Source organism: Burkholderia sp. Cy-637 (assembly GCF_011753175.1).
GTDB lineage: Bacteria > Pseudomonadota > Gammaproteobacteria > Burkholderiales > Burkholderiaceae > Burkholderia > Burkholderia gladioli.
On sequence record NZ_VWWC01000054.1, the window covers coordinates 1 to 15,594 of the forward strand.

12 protein-coding genes and 1 pseudogene are annotated in these 15,594 nt (G+C 70.3%); 6 read left to right on the top strand and 7 right to left on the bottom strand.

The features are described 5' to 3' along the window. Together F3J10_RS16325 and F3J10_RS16330 are read right to left on the bottom strand one after the other, a co-directional pair. Positions 1-633: DNA translocase FtsK 4TM domain-containing protein (locus F3J10_RS16325; protein ID WP_240155608.1), on the bottom strand; the 633-nt coding region annotated here is incomplete at its 3' end. Positions 634-801: 168 nt separating this feature from the next. Then, complete coding sequence (locus F3J10_RS16330; protein WP_046577608.1) at positions 802-1,362, bottom strand: META domain-containing protein; 561 nt, start codon at positions 1,360-1,362, stop codon at positions 802-804. Between the two features lie 210 nt (positions 1,363-1,572). On the opposite strand from F3J10_RS16330, the gene purT reads away from it, so the two are divergent. The 4 genes and pseudogenes from purT (at position 1,573) to F3J10_RS16350 (ending at position 5,237) form a co-directional block, all read left to right on the top strand. Continuing rightward, a complete protein-coding gene (gene purT / locus F3J10_RS16335; RefSeq protein WP_025096524.1) occupies positions 1,573-2,787 on the top strand; it encodes a formate-dependent phosphoribosylglycinamide formyltransferase in 1,215 nt (404 codons plus the stop codon). A gap of 164 nt (positions 2,788-2,951) precedes the next feature. After that, the gene (locus F3J10_RS16340; RefSeq protein ID WP_017919513.1) at positions 2,952-3,113 is read left to right on the top strand and encodes a DUF6726 family protein; all 162 of its coding nucleotides are present in this window, start codon (positions 2,952-2,954) and stop codon (positions 3,111-3,113) included. A gap of 50 nt (positions 3,114-3,163) precedes the next feature. Further along, positions 3,164-3,546 (top strand): annotated as a pseudogene (locus F3J10_RS16345) (MliC family protein). A gap of 224 nt (positions 3,547-3,770) precedes the next feature. Further along, positions 3,771-5,237, top strand: coding sequence for a DEAD/DEAH box helicase (locus tag F3J10_RS16350; RefSeq protein WP_025096522.1), 1,467 nt, complete (start codon positions 3,771-3,773; stop codon positions 5,235-5,237). A gap of 97 nt (positions 5,238-5,334) precedes the next feature. Here F3J10_RS16350 and gluQRS read toward each other — a convergent pair whose 3' ends face one another. Next, complete coding sequence (gene gluQRS, locus F3J10_RS16355) at positions 5,335-6,228, bottom strand: tRNA glutamyl-Q(34) synthetase GluQRS (protein WP_167242482.1); 894 nt, start codon at positions 6,226-6,228, stop codon at positions 5,335-5,337. A gap of 37 nt (positions 6,229-6,265) precedes the next feature. Beyond that, positions 6,266-7,132, bottom strand: coding sequence for a sulfurtransferase (locus F3J10_RS16360; RefSeq protein ID WP_025096520.1), 867 nt, complete (start codon positions 7,130-7,132; stop codon positions 6,266-6,268). A gap of 259 nt (positions 7,133-7,391) precedes the next feature. Here F3J10_RS16360 and dnaE point away from each other — a divergent pair, with 259 nt between their 5' ends. Then, positions 7,392-10,943 (top strand): DNA polymerase III subunit alpha, encoded by a 3,552-nt coding sequence (dnaE, locus tag F3J10_RS16365; protein ID WP_167242483.1) that lies wholly within the window; start codon positions 7,392-7,394, stop codon positions 10,941-10,943. A 176-nt stretch (positions 10,944-11,119) separates the two neighbouring features. After that, the gene (locus tag F3J10_RS16370) at positions 11,120-12,307 is read left to right on the top strand and encodes a glycosyltransferase family 9 protein (protein WP_167242496.1); all 1,188 of its coding nucleotides are present in this window, start codon (positions 11,120-11,122) and stop codon (positions 12,305-12,307) included. Positions 12,308-12,330: 23 nt separating this feature from the next. Here F3J10_RS16370 and F3J10_RS16375 read toward each other — a convergent pair whose 3' ends face one another. The 3 genes from F3J10_RS16375 to F3J10_RS16385 form a co-directional block, all read right to left on the bottom strand. Continuing rightward, positions 12,331-13,617, bottom strand: a complete 1,287-nt coding sequence (locus F3J10_RS16375) for an O-antigen ligase family protein (protein ID WP_167242484.1) — start codon at positions 13,615-13,617, stop codon at positions 12,331-12,333. 70 nt (positions 13,618-13,687) lie between these two features. Then, positions 13,688-14,530 (bottom strand): glycosyltransferase family 2 protein, encoded by an 843-nt coding sequence (locus F3J10_RS16380; RefSeq protein ID WP_167242485.1) that lies wholly within the window; start codon positions 14,528-14,530, stop codon positions 13,688-13,690. Positions 14,531-14,634: 104 nt separating this feature from the next. Next, positions 14,635-15,402, bottom strand: coding sequence for a glycosyltransferase family 2 protein (locus F3J10_RS16385; RefSeq protein WP_025096515.1), 768 nt, complete (start codon positions 15,400-15,402; stop codon positions 14,635-14,637). Between the last annotated feature and the right edge of the window lie 192 nt (positions 15,403-15,594).

Sequence of the window (15,594 nt, forward strand, 5' to 3'; positions counted from 1 at the left end):
TGCCCGCGTGGTGGGCGGCGGGGTCCAGCCGCGTGGCTCCTCGCGGCGTGGCTCGCGCCGCGCATCGCGCGCCGTGTCGCGCTTCGGATCGGGCCGCCACAGCGTCGGCCGCGCGAAGCGCCCGTTGCGCTTGGGCGCCATCGAGTTGATGGTGTTCGCCGTCGAGGGCTGCACGTCGCCGGCGCGCCGCACGCGGCGGTCCTCGTCGCGGTGCAGGGCGCTGCGCGGCAGGTCGGCCACCGAGCGCGGCTCGTCCTCGTCGCGCCGCGAGCCGCGGCCCAGGCGGAACCCGAAGGAGGCGTCGAGCCAGTCGTTGGTGGTGTGCCAGTCGAGCCCGAACAGCCAGGGCAGGCCGGCCACCAGCAACACCACCATCACCAGCGGCGTGCCGATATGGCCGAACACGTGCTCGAAGCCGGTGGCGAGCAACTGGCCGAAGCGGTCGGTGCCGGCGTCGCCGGGCAGGGCGGTGGCGAGCGTGCAGCTCGCGACGAACACGCTCGCGAAGCCGAGCCACAGACGGATCGAGCCGCCCTTGGCGCCACCCGGCAGCATGCCCTTGACGAGCCGCCAGACGAGGGGAATGAACCAGACGGCCGAAATACCGAACCAGCCGAAAACTACCGTATGCATACCTGGAAACGTGGGATCACGAGGACGGGCGCCGCGCGCGGCCCGTCGGGTTTGAGCGTCCGGTGCATCCGGCCCGCGCGCGCGGGCCGCGAGCCGGAAGGATCTTGTGTCTTCCTGTTGTATTACCTGCCGCCGAGGCGCGCCGTGCCGCCGCGCGTCTCGACAGGATCACGGGGTGTCGCGACGGGAGAATGTCAGTGTCGCGCCATCCTGCGTGACCAGATAGAGCTGTTGCGGCGCCTGCATCTGCAGGCCGGCCTTGGTGACGTGCGCGAGCGCGTCGAGATACGGCGCCTCCAGCTTGCCGCCGGCGCTGTTCGGGCAGGCCATGCGCGTGCCGGCCAGCGGCCCGAAGCTGAGCAGCCCGTTCTTCACGGCATAGGTGCCGCCGAAGCGGTTGCAGCCCGAGAAGCCCGAGGCGCGGCGCACGCCGTCGGCGGTCGACAGCGTCAGCGTCGGCACGGCCGGCTGGCCGTTCGCGCCCTGATCCTGCGGCGGCAGTTCGCGCTGCGTGCCGTCGGCATTGCGCCAGCTCGCCAACTGCCAGCTGGTGTCGTCGATCAACTGGATCGCGGCGGGGTTGAACGGATCGGAGGGCGGGGCGGAGGAATCGGGGTGGGTCGGGATCGCGCAGGCGGCCAGCGCGGCCAGCGAGATCGCGGCCAGCGGCGCGCGCAGCGAACGGACGAAGCTGGGGCGCGTGCGCGCGGCCGCGGAAGGTTTATGCATGGCCTCGTTCCTCGAATTCATGGTGATGCTGGCAAAGGCGTAAGAGTAACGCAGTCGGAGCGCGCGAGGCGAGCCGACCATCGGCGGCGCGAAACGTTCTGTCGCCGGTTGCGTCGTCGCCTGCAGGCCGGTTCGCGCCGAAGCTGCGTGTTAACATCGCGCCTTGGTCGTATCCACGTCTTCACCCCAATCTTTTCAGCGGGAAATCTCATGCAGATCGGTCAGCGGCTCGGTACGCCGCTCTCGCCCTCCGCCACGCGCGTCATGCTGCTGGGCGCCGGCGAACTCGGCAAGGAAGTCATCATCGCGTTGCAGCGCCTTGGCGTCGAAGTGATCGCCGTCGATCGCTACGCGAACGCGCCCGGCCACCAGGTCGCGCATCGCGCGCACGTGATCGACATGACCGACGCGGCCGCGCTGCGCGCGCTGGTCGAGGCCGAGCAGCCGCACCTGATCGTGCCCGAGATCGAGGCGATCGCCACCGACGCGCTGGCCGCGATCGAGTCCGAGCGCCTCGCCGAGGTGATCCCGACCGCGCGCGCCACCCAGCTCACCATGAACCGCGAGGGCATCCGCCGCCTGGCGGCCGAGGAGCTCGGCCTGCCGACCTCGCCCTACGCGTTCGCGCAATCCATCGAGGAATTCCGCGCCGCGGTGGCCTCGATCGGTTTCCCCTGCGTGGTCAAGCCGGTGATGTCGTCCTCGGGCAAGGGGCAGTCGGTGCTGCGCGGCGAGGCCGATGTCGAGCCGGCCTGGCAGCATGCGATGGCGGGCGGGCGCGTGAACCACGGCCGCGTGATCGTCGAGGGTTTCATCGATTTCGACTACGAGATCACCCAGCTCACGGTGCGCGCGATCGACCCGGCCAGCAAGGAAACCCGGACCTATTTCTGCGACCCGGTCGGCCACCTGCAGGTCGCCGGCGACTACGTGGAATCCTGGCAGCCGCAGCCGATGAGCGCGATTGCCCGGGAACGTTCGCGCGAGATTGCACACCAAGTGACGACGGCCCTGGGCGGCCGCGGCCTGTTCGGCGTCGAGCTGTTCGTGCGCGGCGACGAAGTCTGGTTCTCCGAGGTCAGCCCGCGTCCGCACGACACGGGGCTGGTGACGCTGGCCTCGCAGCGGCAGTCGGAGTTCGAGCTGCATGCGCGTGCCATCCTCGGCCTGCCGGTCGATCCGGCCCTCACGTCGCCGGCCGCCTCGGCGGTGATCTACGGCGGCCTGGACGAGGCCGGCATCGCCTTCGAGGGCGTGGCCGAGGCGCTGGCCGTGCCGGGCGTCGACCTGCGCCTGTTCGGCAAGCCCGAGAGCTTCACCAAGCGTCGCATGGGCGTGGCGGTGGCGATCGGCGCCGATGTCGACGAGGCGCGCGAGCGCGCCAAGCGGGCCGCCGCGGCGGTCCGGCCCGTGTCCGCACGCTGAGGCGGCACGGCCGGGCTGGGGCGGGGCAGGTGCCGGCCCACCTGGGTGGAAGCGGGTCGTGCGTGTTTTTCCGGGCCGGGAAGGCGTGCATCGATCCGGCCCGATTTCGCGCAAACCGTATCGAAGGCCGCGGCAGCCAAACGCTGCGGCCGAGGAGTCTCGAGATGAAATGGGTACTTATCGCGACGCTGTGCCTGGCGGTGTCGGGCTGCGGCCTGGCCGCGGCGCCGTGCCGGGTCGCGTCGGCCGGCCTCAAGATCGTGCCCGTGGTCGGCCATGTGGCGGCCGCGCCGACCGATGCCTGTGCCGGCGTGATCGATCCCTGATCGAGTTGGCCAGGCATGGCAGCGCCCGGGCAGGGGCAAGGAGCACGCGCATGAAGCGCATCATTTTCGCCGCGGGCCTGCTGGTCGGCCTCGCGGGCATATCGGCGGCCCAGGCCGCGCAGCGACCGTCGAGGAAATCGATACCGACGCGCGCAGCTTCACCCGCTACCAGTGCGCGAACCAGGCGCGGCCGGTGCGGGTCGCCTACTGGCTGGCCCGCAACGGCCAGAGTTTCGCGCTGGTGCCGGTGAACGGCCAGCCGATGCTGTTCGTCGACACGCTGTCGGCCTCGGGCGCGCGCTACCAGGCTGGCCGCTACACCTGGTGGACCAAGGGGCCGGCCGCCACGCTGAGCGACGAGATCGCCGGCAGCTCGGCGGCGCCGCTGCTGGCGGACTGCCAGGAGATCCAGGGCCGCCGCAAGCGTCCCTGAGGCGTCGACGGGCGCCGTCACGGGCCAGTGCTACAATACCGCCCTTTCCGTCGGCGTTCGGCCGCACGGGGCGGCGCGCCGGGTTCGACCCGGCGCCGTGGCGGCGTCGCGCGGCGCGTCGCAGCAGTTCCGTCATTCATTCCACCGTGTTGTTCGTGCGGCCACCGGCAATCGGCCCGGCCACACCCGAATTCCCGCCGCGCCATTTGAGCGAAACGCCAACCATGTCCGATTCAGCAGCCACGTCCGTCGACGCAACTTTCGATCAGTTCGGCCTCGCGCCCGACATTCTGAAGGCCATTGCGGAGCAGGGCTATACGACGCCGACGCCGATCCAGGCCAAGGCGATTCCGGTCGTGCTGTCCGGGCGCGACGTGATGGGCGCCGCGCAGACGGGCACCGGCAAGACCGCCAGCTTCTCGCTGCCGATCATCCAGCGCCTGTTGCCGCAGGCCAGCAGCAGCGCCTCGCCGGCGCGCCACCCGGTGCGCGCGCTGATCCTCACGCCGACGCGCGAGCTGGCCGACCAGGTGGCCGCCAACGTGCATTCCTACGCGAAGCACACGGCGCTGCGCAGCGCGGTGGTGTTCGGCGGCGTCGACATGAACCCGCAGATGGCCGAGCTGCGACGCGGCGTCGAGATCCTGATCGCCACGCCGGGCCGTCTGCTCGACCACGTGCAGCAGAAGACGGCCAACCTCGGCCAGGTGCAGATGCTGGTGCTCGACGAGGCCGACCGCATGCTCGACATGGGCTTCCTGCCCGACCTGCAGCGGATCCTGAACCTGCTGCCCAAGCAGCGCCAGACCCTGCTGTTCTCGGCCACCTTCTCGCCCGAGATCAAGAAGCTGGCCTCGACCTACCTGAGCAACCCGCAGACCATCGAGGTGGCGCGCAGCAATGCGACGGCCACCAATGTCACGCAGGTGGTCTACGAGATCGCCGAGGGCGACAAGCAGGCCGCGGTGGTCAAGCTGATCCGTGATCGCTCGCTCAAGCAGGTGATCGTGTTCTGCAACAGCAAGATCGGCGCGAGCCGCCTGGCGCGCCAGCTCGAGCGCGACGGCGTGGTCGCCACCGCGATCCACGGCGACCGCTCCCAGAACGAGCGGATGCAGGCGCTGGATGCCTTCAAGCGCGGCGAGGTCGAGGCGCTGGTCGCCACCGACGTGGCCGCGCGCGGCCTGGACATCGCCGAGCTGCCGGCCGTGATCAACTTCGACCTGCCCTTCAACGCCGAGGATTACGTGCACCGCATCGGCCGGACCGGCCGCGCGGGCGCCTCGGGCGACGCGCTGTCGCTGTGCAGCCCGAACGAGCGCAAGCAACTGGCCGATATCGAGAAGCTGATCAAGCGCGACCTGCCGCTGCAGCCGCTCGCGATCGACGCGCCGGTGCGCGCGCGCCAGGAACGCGGCGAGCGTGGCGAACGCAGCGAGCGCAGCCGCGATCGCGACGAATCGCGCGGCCCGCGCCGTTCGCACGGGCACGGCGGCGAGCGCACGCATCACCATCATTCGCGCCGCGAGGCACCGGTCGACGAGTTTTTCCTGAAGCCCTACGAGCCGTCGCCGAGCGCGCGCGAGCCCGAGGAGGCGACCAAGCAGCCGGCATCGAGCGAGAAGAAGTCGAAGCAGCCGCTGGCCGCGCTGCTGGGCGGCTTCGGCATGCCGCGCCGCACGTCTTCCTGAGCGGAATCCGGCCTGAAAGCCTGAAAACGGGCGGATGCGAGAGCATCCGCCCGTTTCCGTTTACCGGGAAAAAAACGCGGCGCGGCGTAAGGCGCGCTCAGCGCGCGCCGGGACCGAAACGAGCGGCCCAGGCGGCGGTGGCGGCGGAGAAGAAGGCATCGCGCGAGGCGTGCGCGGATGGCGCCAGCCCGAGCCCCAGGTGGTCTGCCGCGGCGTTCAGCGAGACCAGCGGCGCCGAGGCGTCGAGCGCGCTGGCGCCGGTCTGCTTGCTGAGCTTCTCGCCGTTCGCGTCGACCACCACGGGCACATGCAGATAGGCCGGCGTCGGCGCGCCGAGGCAGTGCTGGAGATGGATCTGCCGGGCCGTCGAATCGAGCAGGTCGACGCCGCGCACCACGTGGGTGATGCCGGCATCTCGATCGTCGACCACCACGGCGAGCTGGTAGGCCCATTGGCCGTCGGCACGCCTGAGCACGAAATCGCCGACCTCGGTGGCGAGATCCTGCGACTGCCGGCCCTGCCAGCGATCGTCGAAGCCGATCACGGCCGCCGCGCCGTCGGGCACCCGCAGCCGCCAGGCGCGGGCCGGCTTGCCATGCAGGCCGTCGCGGCAGGTGCCGGGATAGGCCAGCGTGGTGTGGCGCTCGTGCGCGGCGCGCAGCGAGTCGGCGATCTCCTTGCGGGTGCAGCCGCAAGGGTAGACATGGCCGGCCGCCGTCAACGCGTCGAGCGCGGCCGTGTATTCGGCGTCGCGCCGGCTCTGCCAGACGGGCGGTTCGTCGGGGTTCAGGCCGAAGGCGGCGAGCGTGGCGAGGATTTCCCGCGCGGCGCCGGGCACCGTGCGCGGGCCGTCGACGTCCTCGATGCGCACCAGCCAGTCGCCCGCGTGGGCGCGCGCGTCGAGCCAGCTGGCGAGCGCGCCGACCAGCGAGCCGAAATGCAGCGGGCCGGTGGGCGAGGGTGCGAAACGGCCGCGATAGCGTGGTGTCAAGCGAGACCCTGGCAGGCAGAGGCGGCGCGGCCCGGGCTCAGGCCGCCGGGCGGGCGGCCGGCTGGGCCGTCGCGCAGGCCGGGCAGGAGCGGCCCGGCACGTAGTGCGGCGATTGCTGGTCCTCGGCCGACACCACGGCGCGGCAGGCGAAGCAGGTCACGTCGGCGGTCGGCTCCAGCTGCGGGTTGAGCGCGGTGCGGTAGTCGAACACGAAGCAGTCGCCGTGGTAATGCGCGCCGCCGACTTCCTCGAAATACTTCAGGATGCCGCCCTCGAGCTGGTAGACGTGGTCGATGCCGATGTCCTTCATGTGGATCGCGGCCTTCTCGCAGCGGATCCCGCCGGTGCAGAACGACACCACGGTCTTGCCTTCGAGATCGGCGCGGTTCGCGTCGATCACGGCCGGGAATTCGCTGAACTTGTCGATGCGGTAGTCGAGCGCCTGGTCGAAGGTGCCGACGTCGACCTCGAAGGCATTGCGCGTATCGAGCATCACCACCGGCCGGCCTTCGTCGTCATGGCCCCGGTCGAGCCAGGCCTTCAGCGTGCGGGCGTCCACCGAGGGCGCGCGGCCCAGTTCCGGCTGGATCGCCGGCTTCTTCATGGTGATGATCTCGCGCTTGATGCGCACCAGCATGCGCCGGAACGGCTGCGAATCGGACAGGCTTTCCTTGAACTGCAGGTCGGCGAACTTGCCGGCGAACAGCGCATCCTCGCGCAAATAGGCGACGAACGCGTCGGTGGCCTCGCGCGGGCCGGCGATGAACAGGTTGATGCCCTCGGGGGCGAGCAGGATCGTGCCGCGCAGCCCGAGCGACTGGCAGCGCTCGGTGACGAGCGGCCGCCAGGCTTCGGGCGACTCGATCGTGACGAAGCGGTAGGCGGCGAGGTTGACGATGGACATGATGAACCGGGGATGAAGCGGGGCGGGCACGGCTCGCGCGGGCGCCGGGGCCGGCGCAAATGGGGTGCGATACCGTGCGGCGGGCCGCCGCGTGAATGAGCAAACCCGTATTATCCCGCAAACGCGCCGGCAAACCAGTCGGCCGGGCGATGGAGGCAGGATGTCGCGGCCCAGGCCCGGCCTGGCCGGATGGCCGGCTGCGTCGATTTTTGCCGCGCGCGGGCGTTGCCTTCGTCGTGACGCGGCTACAATAACGCCCATGTCAGATCCCCGTTTCGTCCATCTTCGCGTTCACTCCGAATTCTCGATTGCCGACGGCATCGTGCGCCTCGACGACCTGGTCAAGGCGGCGGCCGCCGACGGTCAGGGCGCGCTCGCCCTCACCGATCTCGGCAATGCATTCGGTCTCGTCCGTTTCTACCAGGAAGCCCGCGGCAAGGGCGTCAAGCCGATCGCCGGCTGCGATGTCTGGATCACCAACCACGACGATCGCGACAAGCCCTCGCGCCTCTTGCTGCTGGTGCGCGACAAGGCCGGCTACCTGAATCTCTGCGAGCTGCTCTCGAAGGCCTGGCTCACCAACCAGTATCGCGGCCGCGCCGAGGTCGACGCGCAATGGCTCGAATCCGAGCTCGGCCAGGGCCTGCTGGCGCTGTCGGGCGCGCAGCAGGGCGATATCGGCATCGCGCTGGCGGCCGGCAACGCCGAGGCCGCGCGCCGCCATGCGCAGCGCTGGGCCCGCGTGTTCCCGGGCGGCTTCTACATCGAGCTGCAGCGCTACGGCCAGCCCGGCGGCGAGGCCTATGTGCAGGAAGCCGCCAAGCTCGCGGCCGAGCTGCAGCTGCCGGTGGTCGCCACGCATCCGCTGCAGTTCATGGGCGACGAGGATTTCACCGCGCACGAGGCGCGTGTCTGCATCTCGGAAGGCGACATCCTCGCCAATCCGCGCCGCCAGAAGCGCTTCACCATCGATCAACGCTTCCGCACCCAGGCCGAGATGGCCGAGCTGTTCGCCGACATCCCCTCGGCGGTGCAGAACACGGTCGAGATCGCCAAGCGCTGCAACCTCAAGCTCGAGCTCGGCAAGCCCAAGCTGCCGCTGTTCCCGACGCCGGACGGCATGTCGCTCGACGACTACCTGGTCCAGCTCTCGCAGGAAGGGCTCGAGAAGCGCCTGGCGCAGCTGTTCCCCGACGAGGCCGAGCGGGACGCGCAGCGCGCGACCTACTACCAGCGCCTCGAATTCGAATGCAACACGATCAAGAAGATGGGCTTCCCCGGCTACTTCCTGATCGTGGCGGACTTCATCAACTGGGCCAAGAACAACGGCGTGCCGGTCGGCCCGGGCCGCGGCTCGGGCGCGGGCTCGCTGGTGGCCTATTCGCTGGGCATTACCGACCTCGATCCGCTGCGCTACAACCTGCTGTTCGAGCGCTTCCTGAATCCGGAGCGGGTCTCGATGCCCGACTTCGACATCGACTTCTGCCAGCACGGCCGCGATCGCGTGATCCAGTACGTGAAGGAGAAGTACGGCGCCGACGCGGTCTCGCAGATCGCCACCTTCGGCACCATGGCCGCCAAGGCGGCCGTGCGCGACATCGGGCGCGTGCTCGACCTCGGCTACATGTTCACCGACGGCGTGGCCAAGCTGATCCCGTTCAAGCCGGGCAAGCACGTCACCATCGCCGACGCGATGAAGGAAGAGCCGCTGCTGCAGGAGCGCTACGACAACGAGGACGAGGTCCATCAGCTGCTCGATCTCGCGCAGCGCGTTGAGGGTCTCACGCGTAACGTCGGCATGCACGCCGGCGGCGTGCTGATCGCGCCGGGCAAGCTGACCGATTTCTGCCCCTTGTACGCCCAAGGCGACGACGGCGGCGTGGTCAGCCAGTACGACAAGGATGACGTCGAGGCGGTCGGGCTGGTGAAGTTCGACTTTCTGGGCCTGACCACCCTGACCATCCTCGACTGGGCCGAGCGCTTCATCCGCCGGCTCGATCCGGCCAAGGCCGACTGGTCGCTGGCCCAGGTCCCGCTCGACGATCCCGCCTCGTTCCAGATCCTCAAGAAGGCGAACACGGTCGCCGTGTTCCAGCTGGAAAGCCGCGGCATGCAGGGCATGCTGAAGGACGCCCAGCCCGACCGCTTCGAGGACATCATCGCGCTCGTGTCCTTGTACCGGCCGGGCCCGATGGACCTGATCCCGAGCTTCTGCGCCCGCAAGCACGGCCGCGAGAAGGTGGAGTACCCGGATCCGCGCGTCGAGCCGGTCCTGAAAGAGACCTACGGCATCATGGTCTATCAGGAGCAGGTGATGCAGATGGCGCAGATCATCGGCGGCTACTCGCTGGGCGGCGCCGACTTGCTGCGTCGCGCGATGGGCAAGAAGAAGCCCGAGGAGATGGTCAAGCACCGCGAGATCTTCGCCGAGGGCGCCGCGAAGAACGGCCTCACGCGCGAGAAGTCGGACGAGATCTTCGACTTGATGGAGAAGTTCGCGGGTTACGGCTTCAACAAGTCGCACGCGGCCGCCTACGCGCTGCTGGCCTACTACACCGCCTGGCTGAAGGCGCATCATCCCGCCGAATTCATGGCGGCCAACATGACGCTCGCGATGGACGACACCGACAAGGTGAAGATCCTGTTCGACGACTGCGAGCTCAATGGCCTGAAGGTGCTGCCGCCCGATATCAACCAGTCCGAATACCGCTTCGAGCCGGTCGCCGAAGCCGACGGCAAGCGCTCGAAGACGATCCGCTACGGCCTGGGCGCCGTCAAGGGCAGCGGCCAGAACGCGATCGAGGAGATCCTGCGGGCGCGCAAGGAAGGTGGCGTGTTCAAGGACCTGTTCGATTTCTGCGAACGGATCGACCGCCGCCTCGTCAACCGCCGCACCGTGGAGGCGCTGATCCGCGCCGGCGCCTTCGACGTGCTGACGGCCAACCGCGCGCAGCTGATCGCCTCGGTGCCGCTCGCCATGGAGGCGGCCGACCAGGCCGAGGCCAACGCGATGCAGGCCGGCCTGTTCGACATGGGTGCCGAGTCGCCGCACGCGCATGCGCTGGTGGACGAACCAGCCTGGGACGAGAAGCGTCGCCTGCAGGAGGAAAAGGGCGCGCTCGGTTTCTACCTGTCGGGGCACCTGTTCGACGCCTATCGCGAGGAAGTCCGCCGTTTCGCGCGGATGAAGCTCGGCGAGCTGAAGGAAGGGCGCGACAAGCTGGTGGCCGGCGTGATCGCCTCGCTGCGCACCCAGATGACGCAACGCGGCAAGATGATCATCGCGCTGCTCGACGACGGCACCGGCCAGTGCGAGATCACGGTGTTCAACGAGCAGTTCGACGCGAACCGCGGCCTGTTCAAGGAAGACGAACTGCTGATCGTGCAGGGCCAGGCGCGCAACGACGCGTTCACGGGCGGGATCCGCTTCACGGCCGATGCGGTGATGGATCTCGAGCGTGCGCGCAGCCGCTACGCGCAGGCCGTGCGCATGACCATGAACGGCAATGCCGACGCGGCCGCGCTGCGTCGCGTGCTGGAGCCGCATGTGGCCAAGGCCGAACCCGCGCCGGCCGTCGCGGCACCGGCACCGGCGCCGGCGCCGTCCCGCGGCGGGCGCGAGGGACGCGATGGCGGCCGCCGCGCGCCGATGCCGATGCCGAACGGGCTGGCCGTGCAGATCCTCTACAACAACGCGCGCGCGCAGGGCGAGATGCGGCTGGGCGATGCCTGGCGCGTCAAGCCGAGCGATACGCTGCTGGCCGAGCTGCGCGCCATCTTCGGCGACGGCACGGTGGAAATCGCCTACTGAGTCACGAAATCGGCCCGGTCATTCGACCGGGCCGATTCGCTGTGTCTCCCGCCGCTCGTTTTCATCCGCCGGCCTCGCCGTCGCTTCCGGCGCGCGCCGTGCCCGCTCCCCACGCGGGGCGCCGCGGAATCGAGTACAGTGCGAGCCTCGATCCCCACCACACCAGAACCCAGACCGTGGCCGCCCTGTTTCCCCCTGATCGCCGTCCCGAGAGCATCCTGGTCGTCGCGACGCGCCGCATCGGCGACGTGCTGCTGACCACGCCGATCGTCCGCTCGCTGAAGGCGCGCTGGCCCGATACGCCGATCGACATGCTGGTGTTTCGCGGCACCGAGGGCGTGCTCGAGGGCAATCCGGACATCCGTCGCGTGATCGTGGTGGCACAGCGCGCCGGGCTCGGCGAGCGCCTGCGCGACGCGGCGCGGCTCTGGCGCCGCTACGACCTGGCCTGCGCGGCGCTCAGCTCGGATCGGCCGCGCTATTACACCTGGTTCGCCGGGCGGCGGCGCGTGGGCCTGGTCGATCCGAATCGCATCAATCTCTGGACGCGTTTCCTGCTGAACCGGATCGCGATCAACGATCACCAGCACGAACACACCGTGATCAGCACGCTGGCGCTGGCGCCGGCAATCGGCGTCGAACCGGTGCCCGAGGTGGTCGCGCCGGGGCTCGGCGGCGATCTCGCGCAGCGCGAGCGCTTCGACGCGCTGCTCGCGAGCTCGCCGGCGATCGCCGCGGGGCAGCCGCTGGTGGTGCTGCACCCTTATCCGATGTTCGCCTACAAGCAATGGCGGCGCGATGGCTGGGTCGAGCTGATCGGCTGGTTGCGCGGCCTGGGCTACGCGATCGCCCTGAGCGGCGGTCCCGCCGCGAACGAGCGCGAATATGCCGAGCAGATCGCGACGGCGGCCGGCGGCGAGGTGCTGAACCTGGTCGGGCGCCTGTCGTTCGGCGAGAGCGCCGAGCTGGTGCGGCGCGCCAGGTTGTTCGTCGGCCCCGATACCGGCGCCACCCACGTGGCCGCGGCCACCGGCACGCCCGTGATCGCGCTGTTCGGGCCGTCCGACCCGGTGCGCTGGGGCCCCTGGCCGCAAGGCTGGCGCGGCGAGGGCAATCCCTGGCCGCTGGTGGGTTCGGGGCGTCACGGCCAGGTGTTCCTGCTGCAGGGCGAGGGCAGTTGCGTGCCTTGTCGCAAGGAAGGCTGCGAGCGTCATGTCGGCAGCTACAGCGACTGCCTGCTGCAGATGTCGACCGCGCGCGTGGCGGCGGTCGCGGCCGAGATGCTCGGCCTGCCGGCCGAGGCGGCGCGCTCGGCGCCTTCGCGGGTGATCAACGCCATCCACCTGGTGCGGCCGGCGGCCTGAGCGGGCGCCGGCTCGCCAGCGCCTCAGGCGCGTTCCAGGGCCGCGCGCGGCGCGCCTTCGGATCGATAGCCGCAGCCGATCAGGATCCCGGCCAGCAGCACGAACAGGTGCCCTTCCGAGAAATCGAGCAGCAGCGAGTTCGCGCCGCAGCCGATCGTGAAGATCGTGAGCCAGGCCAGCAGCAGATGGCGCGAGCGCGCGTCCAGCGAGCGGCTGGCGCGCCATGCCTGCACCAGCAGGTTGATGAAGAGCGCGAGGCCGAGCGTGCCGAGCTGCACGGCCATCAGCAGGTATTCGTTGTGCGGATTCTCGGTCAGCCTGGCTTCGGCGAGGGTCTTGCCGGCGGCCAGGCGCTTGAATTCCACGCCGAGCCCCGCCACGCCGTAGCCGACCAGGGGGCGCTCGGCATAGAGTCCGAGCGCGCGCTGGTACCAGGCCAGGCGCAGGCCCGAGGAGGTGGCCGCATCGGTCTGCCGGTAGGCCTGCACTTCGCCGGCGACCTGCATCAGGCGGCTGTCGTGGCGCGTCAGCACCAGGCCGGCGCCGGCCAGCGCGGCCAGCACGAACAGCAGCGCGGCCGCCGCCGCGAGCTTGGGCGAGCGGCGGCGCAGGCGGCCCAGCACGCGCCAGGCGATCACCGCCACCAGCAGCAGGCCGATCACCTGGCCGGTGCGCCCCTGCAGCATCACGTAGACATACGCCAGCGCCAGCGCCGCGATCGCGCCCAGCGCGATCCGCGCGCGCGCGGCACGCGCGGCCAGCATCAGGTCGGCGGCCTGGTAGAACAGCAGCGCGCCGAACATGCCGGCCGCGATGTGGTTCTTGAACACCCAGGCGCGGGAAGTCGGCAGCCCGGCTTCATAGAGCGGGCCGATCCGGCTCAGGCCCAGGAAGTTGCTGGTGGCCAGCAGCAGCACCGCCACCAGGGTCGCGAACAGGCTCCAGCGCGCGATCGCGGCCCAGCTCGGCGCGGCATCGCGAAAGGCGAGCACCGCGAAGGGCAGCAGCAGGAGCTTGTCGTACTTGGCGACCCATTGCCAGCCGTCGTGCGCCGGCGCGACCGACCAGGCCACGCTCGCGGCCAGCGCGGCGAGCAGCAGCAGGGCGGCCAGCGCGGCGCCCTGGCGCGGCAGCGCCGGCAGGCCGCGCCAGCATTCCGGCGCGCTCAGCACCGCCAGCGCGAAGAGGGCGCAGAACACGTTGGTCAGCGCGGTGGAGACGGGCACCATGCACATCGCGAGGATCGCGAGCGCGCGGGCGAGCGTCAGCCGGCGGCTCGGGAGCGCGGGCTGCGGGGCGATCGTGGACATCGGCGGGATCATTCGCGGGAATCGGCGGCGCCGCGCGGGGAAGGCGCGACGCGCGGGCAGGTCGGCGGGATCAGGAGAACGCGCGCTTGAGGCGCGAGCGCAGCAGCGCACGCTTGAGGCGGCCGTCGAGCGGCGGCTCGGCCAGCGCCAGCGTGGTGCCGGCGGGCTGGCCGCGGCGCAGGTAGTAGCGGTCGAAGGTGGCCTGCGTCATGCCCCACTTGTTGAGGAACTGGCGGCGGCCGTCGTTCTTCACGATCTTGCCGGTGCTCTTCTGCTGGAAGTGATAGACCAGGCTGTCGCCGACGCCGAGGAAGATCCGGCAGCCGGCATCCCACATCTTCATCGACAGGTCGTTGTCGCTGCTCATGCCGGGGCTCAGCTCGCTGCTGTAGCCGCCGACGCGGTGCCACCAGTCGCGATGCACGAGGGTCGGCGGCCAGGTCGCGCCGAGCCAGTCGGCGCGCTTCAGGCCCGGCGTGGCGGCGGCCAGCGCGTCGAGGTCGAGCGCGGCGGCGTCGCGGCCGAAATCGCGCACCACCACGCAGGGGTTGCCGGTGTCGACCGGCTCGACCATGGTGCCCGACAGCATGAACAGGTTCGAGGGCAGGCCTGCGATGCGGGCCGCCAGCGCCGTATCCCAGCCCGGGCAGACGGCCATGTCGTCGTTCATGTAGACGATGTACTCGCGCGTGGCGCGCGCCGCGGCCAGGTTCACCGCGTGGCAGATGCCGATGTTGGCGGGCGAGGCCGTGTGCTCGATGCCTTCCTGGCGAACCCAGTCGAGCGTGCCGTCCGAGCCGTCGTTGACGTGCACGATGATCTGGTGATCATGTGCCGAATGGCGGCGCAGGCTCGCGATCACGCATTGCAGGTACGGGAGGTTGTTCCAGGTCGGGATGAGGATGGAGAACATGGCGATCGGCTTCGGGAACGGAGGTCGGGCATGGCCGGCTCGGGCCGGCGTGCTGCGCGACGGGTGGCCCGCATTGTACCCGTCCCGTCGCGCGCGCCGCCGGCTCAGGCGCGGGGTGGCTTGCCGGCGGCGCGCGCGCCGAGCTTGAGGAAACGGTAGTAGACCGTCTCGGCGTTGAATACCGCGATCATGAAGCCGGCGCGCCCGTCGAGGAAGCCGCGCCGCAGGAAGTAGGTGCGCACGAAGGCCCAGGCGCCGCGGCCCAGCGCCTTGCCGAAGCCGCCGCGCTGGCCGGCCGCGTGGCGTTGCCTGGCGCCCGCGCTCGAATAGCTGTCGAGCTTGCGCAGCACCGATTCGAAGTCCTCGTAGGAGTAATGCAGCAGCTTGCCCGTCAGGCGCGCGGCGGGGCCGTCGTGGATCAGCCGTTCGTGCACCAGGTCGTCGGAGAAGCGCGCCGTGCCGCGCCTGAACAGCCGCGGAATCCAGTCGGGATACCAGCCGCCGTGCCTGATCCAGCTGCCGCAGAAGCTCGACAGGCGGTCGATGGCGTACATGTCGGCGCCCGGCGCGCGGATCGCGGCGCGGATCGAGGCGGCCAGCTCGGGCGTGACCACCTCGTCGGTATCGAGCGAGAGGATCCAGTCGGTCGACAACTGGGCGATCGCGCGGTTCTTCTGCGGCCCGAAGCCGGGCCAGTCGGGCTCGACCACCACGCGCGCGCCGTGGGCCCGGGCGATCTCGACGGTCGCGTCGGTGCTGCCGCCGTCGATCAGCACCACCTCGTCGGCGAAATCGAGCGAGGCGAGGCAGTCGGAGAGGCGGGCGGCGGCGTTCAGCGCGATCAGCGCGACGCCGAGAGTGGGTTCGGCCATGCGAGAGGGTCGGAAGCGAGACAGGCGGTGCGCGCGAGTATACCTTCCCGGCGCCCCCCCGGCGGCCGCTTCCGGGCGCCGCCGCGGCGGCCTTCCTCCGGCCCCGGTTTCTGGATGGGCGGAAGGCTATAATGTTTCGCCAATTTTTTGATGTGCGGCGATTCGTCGTCGAGCATAGCGCCGCGAATTCGC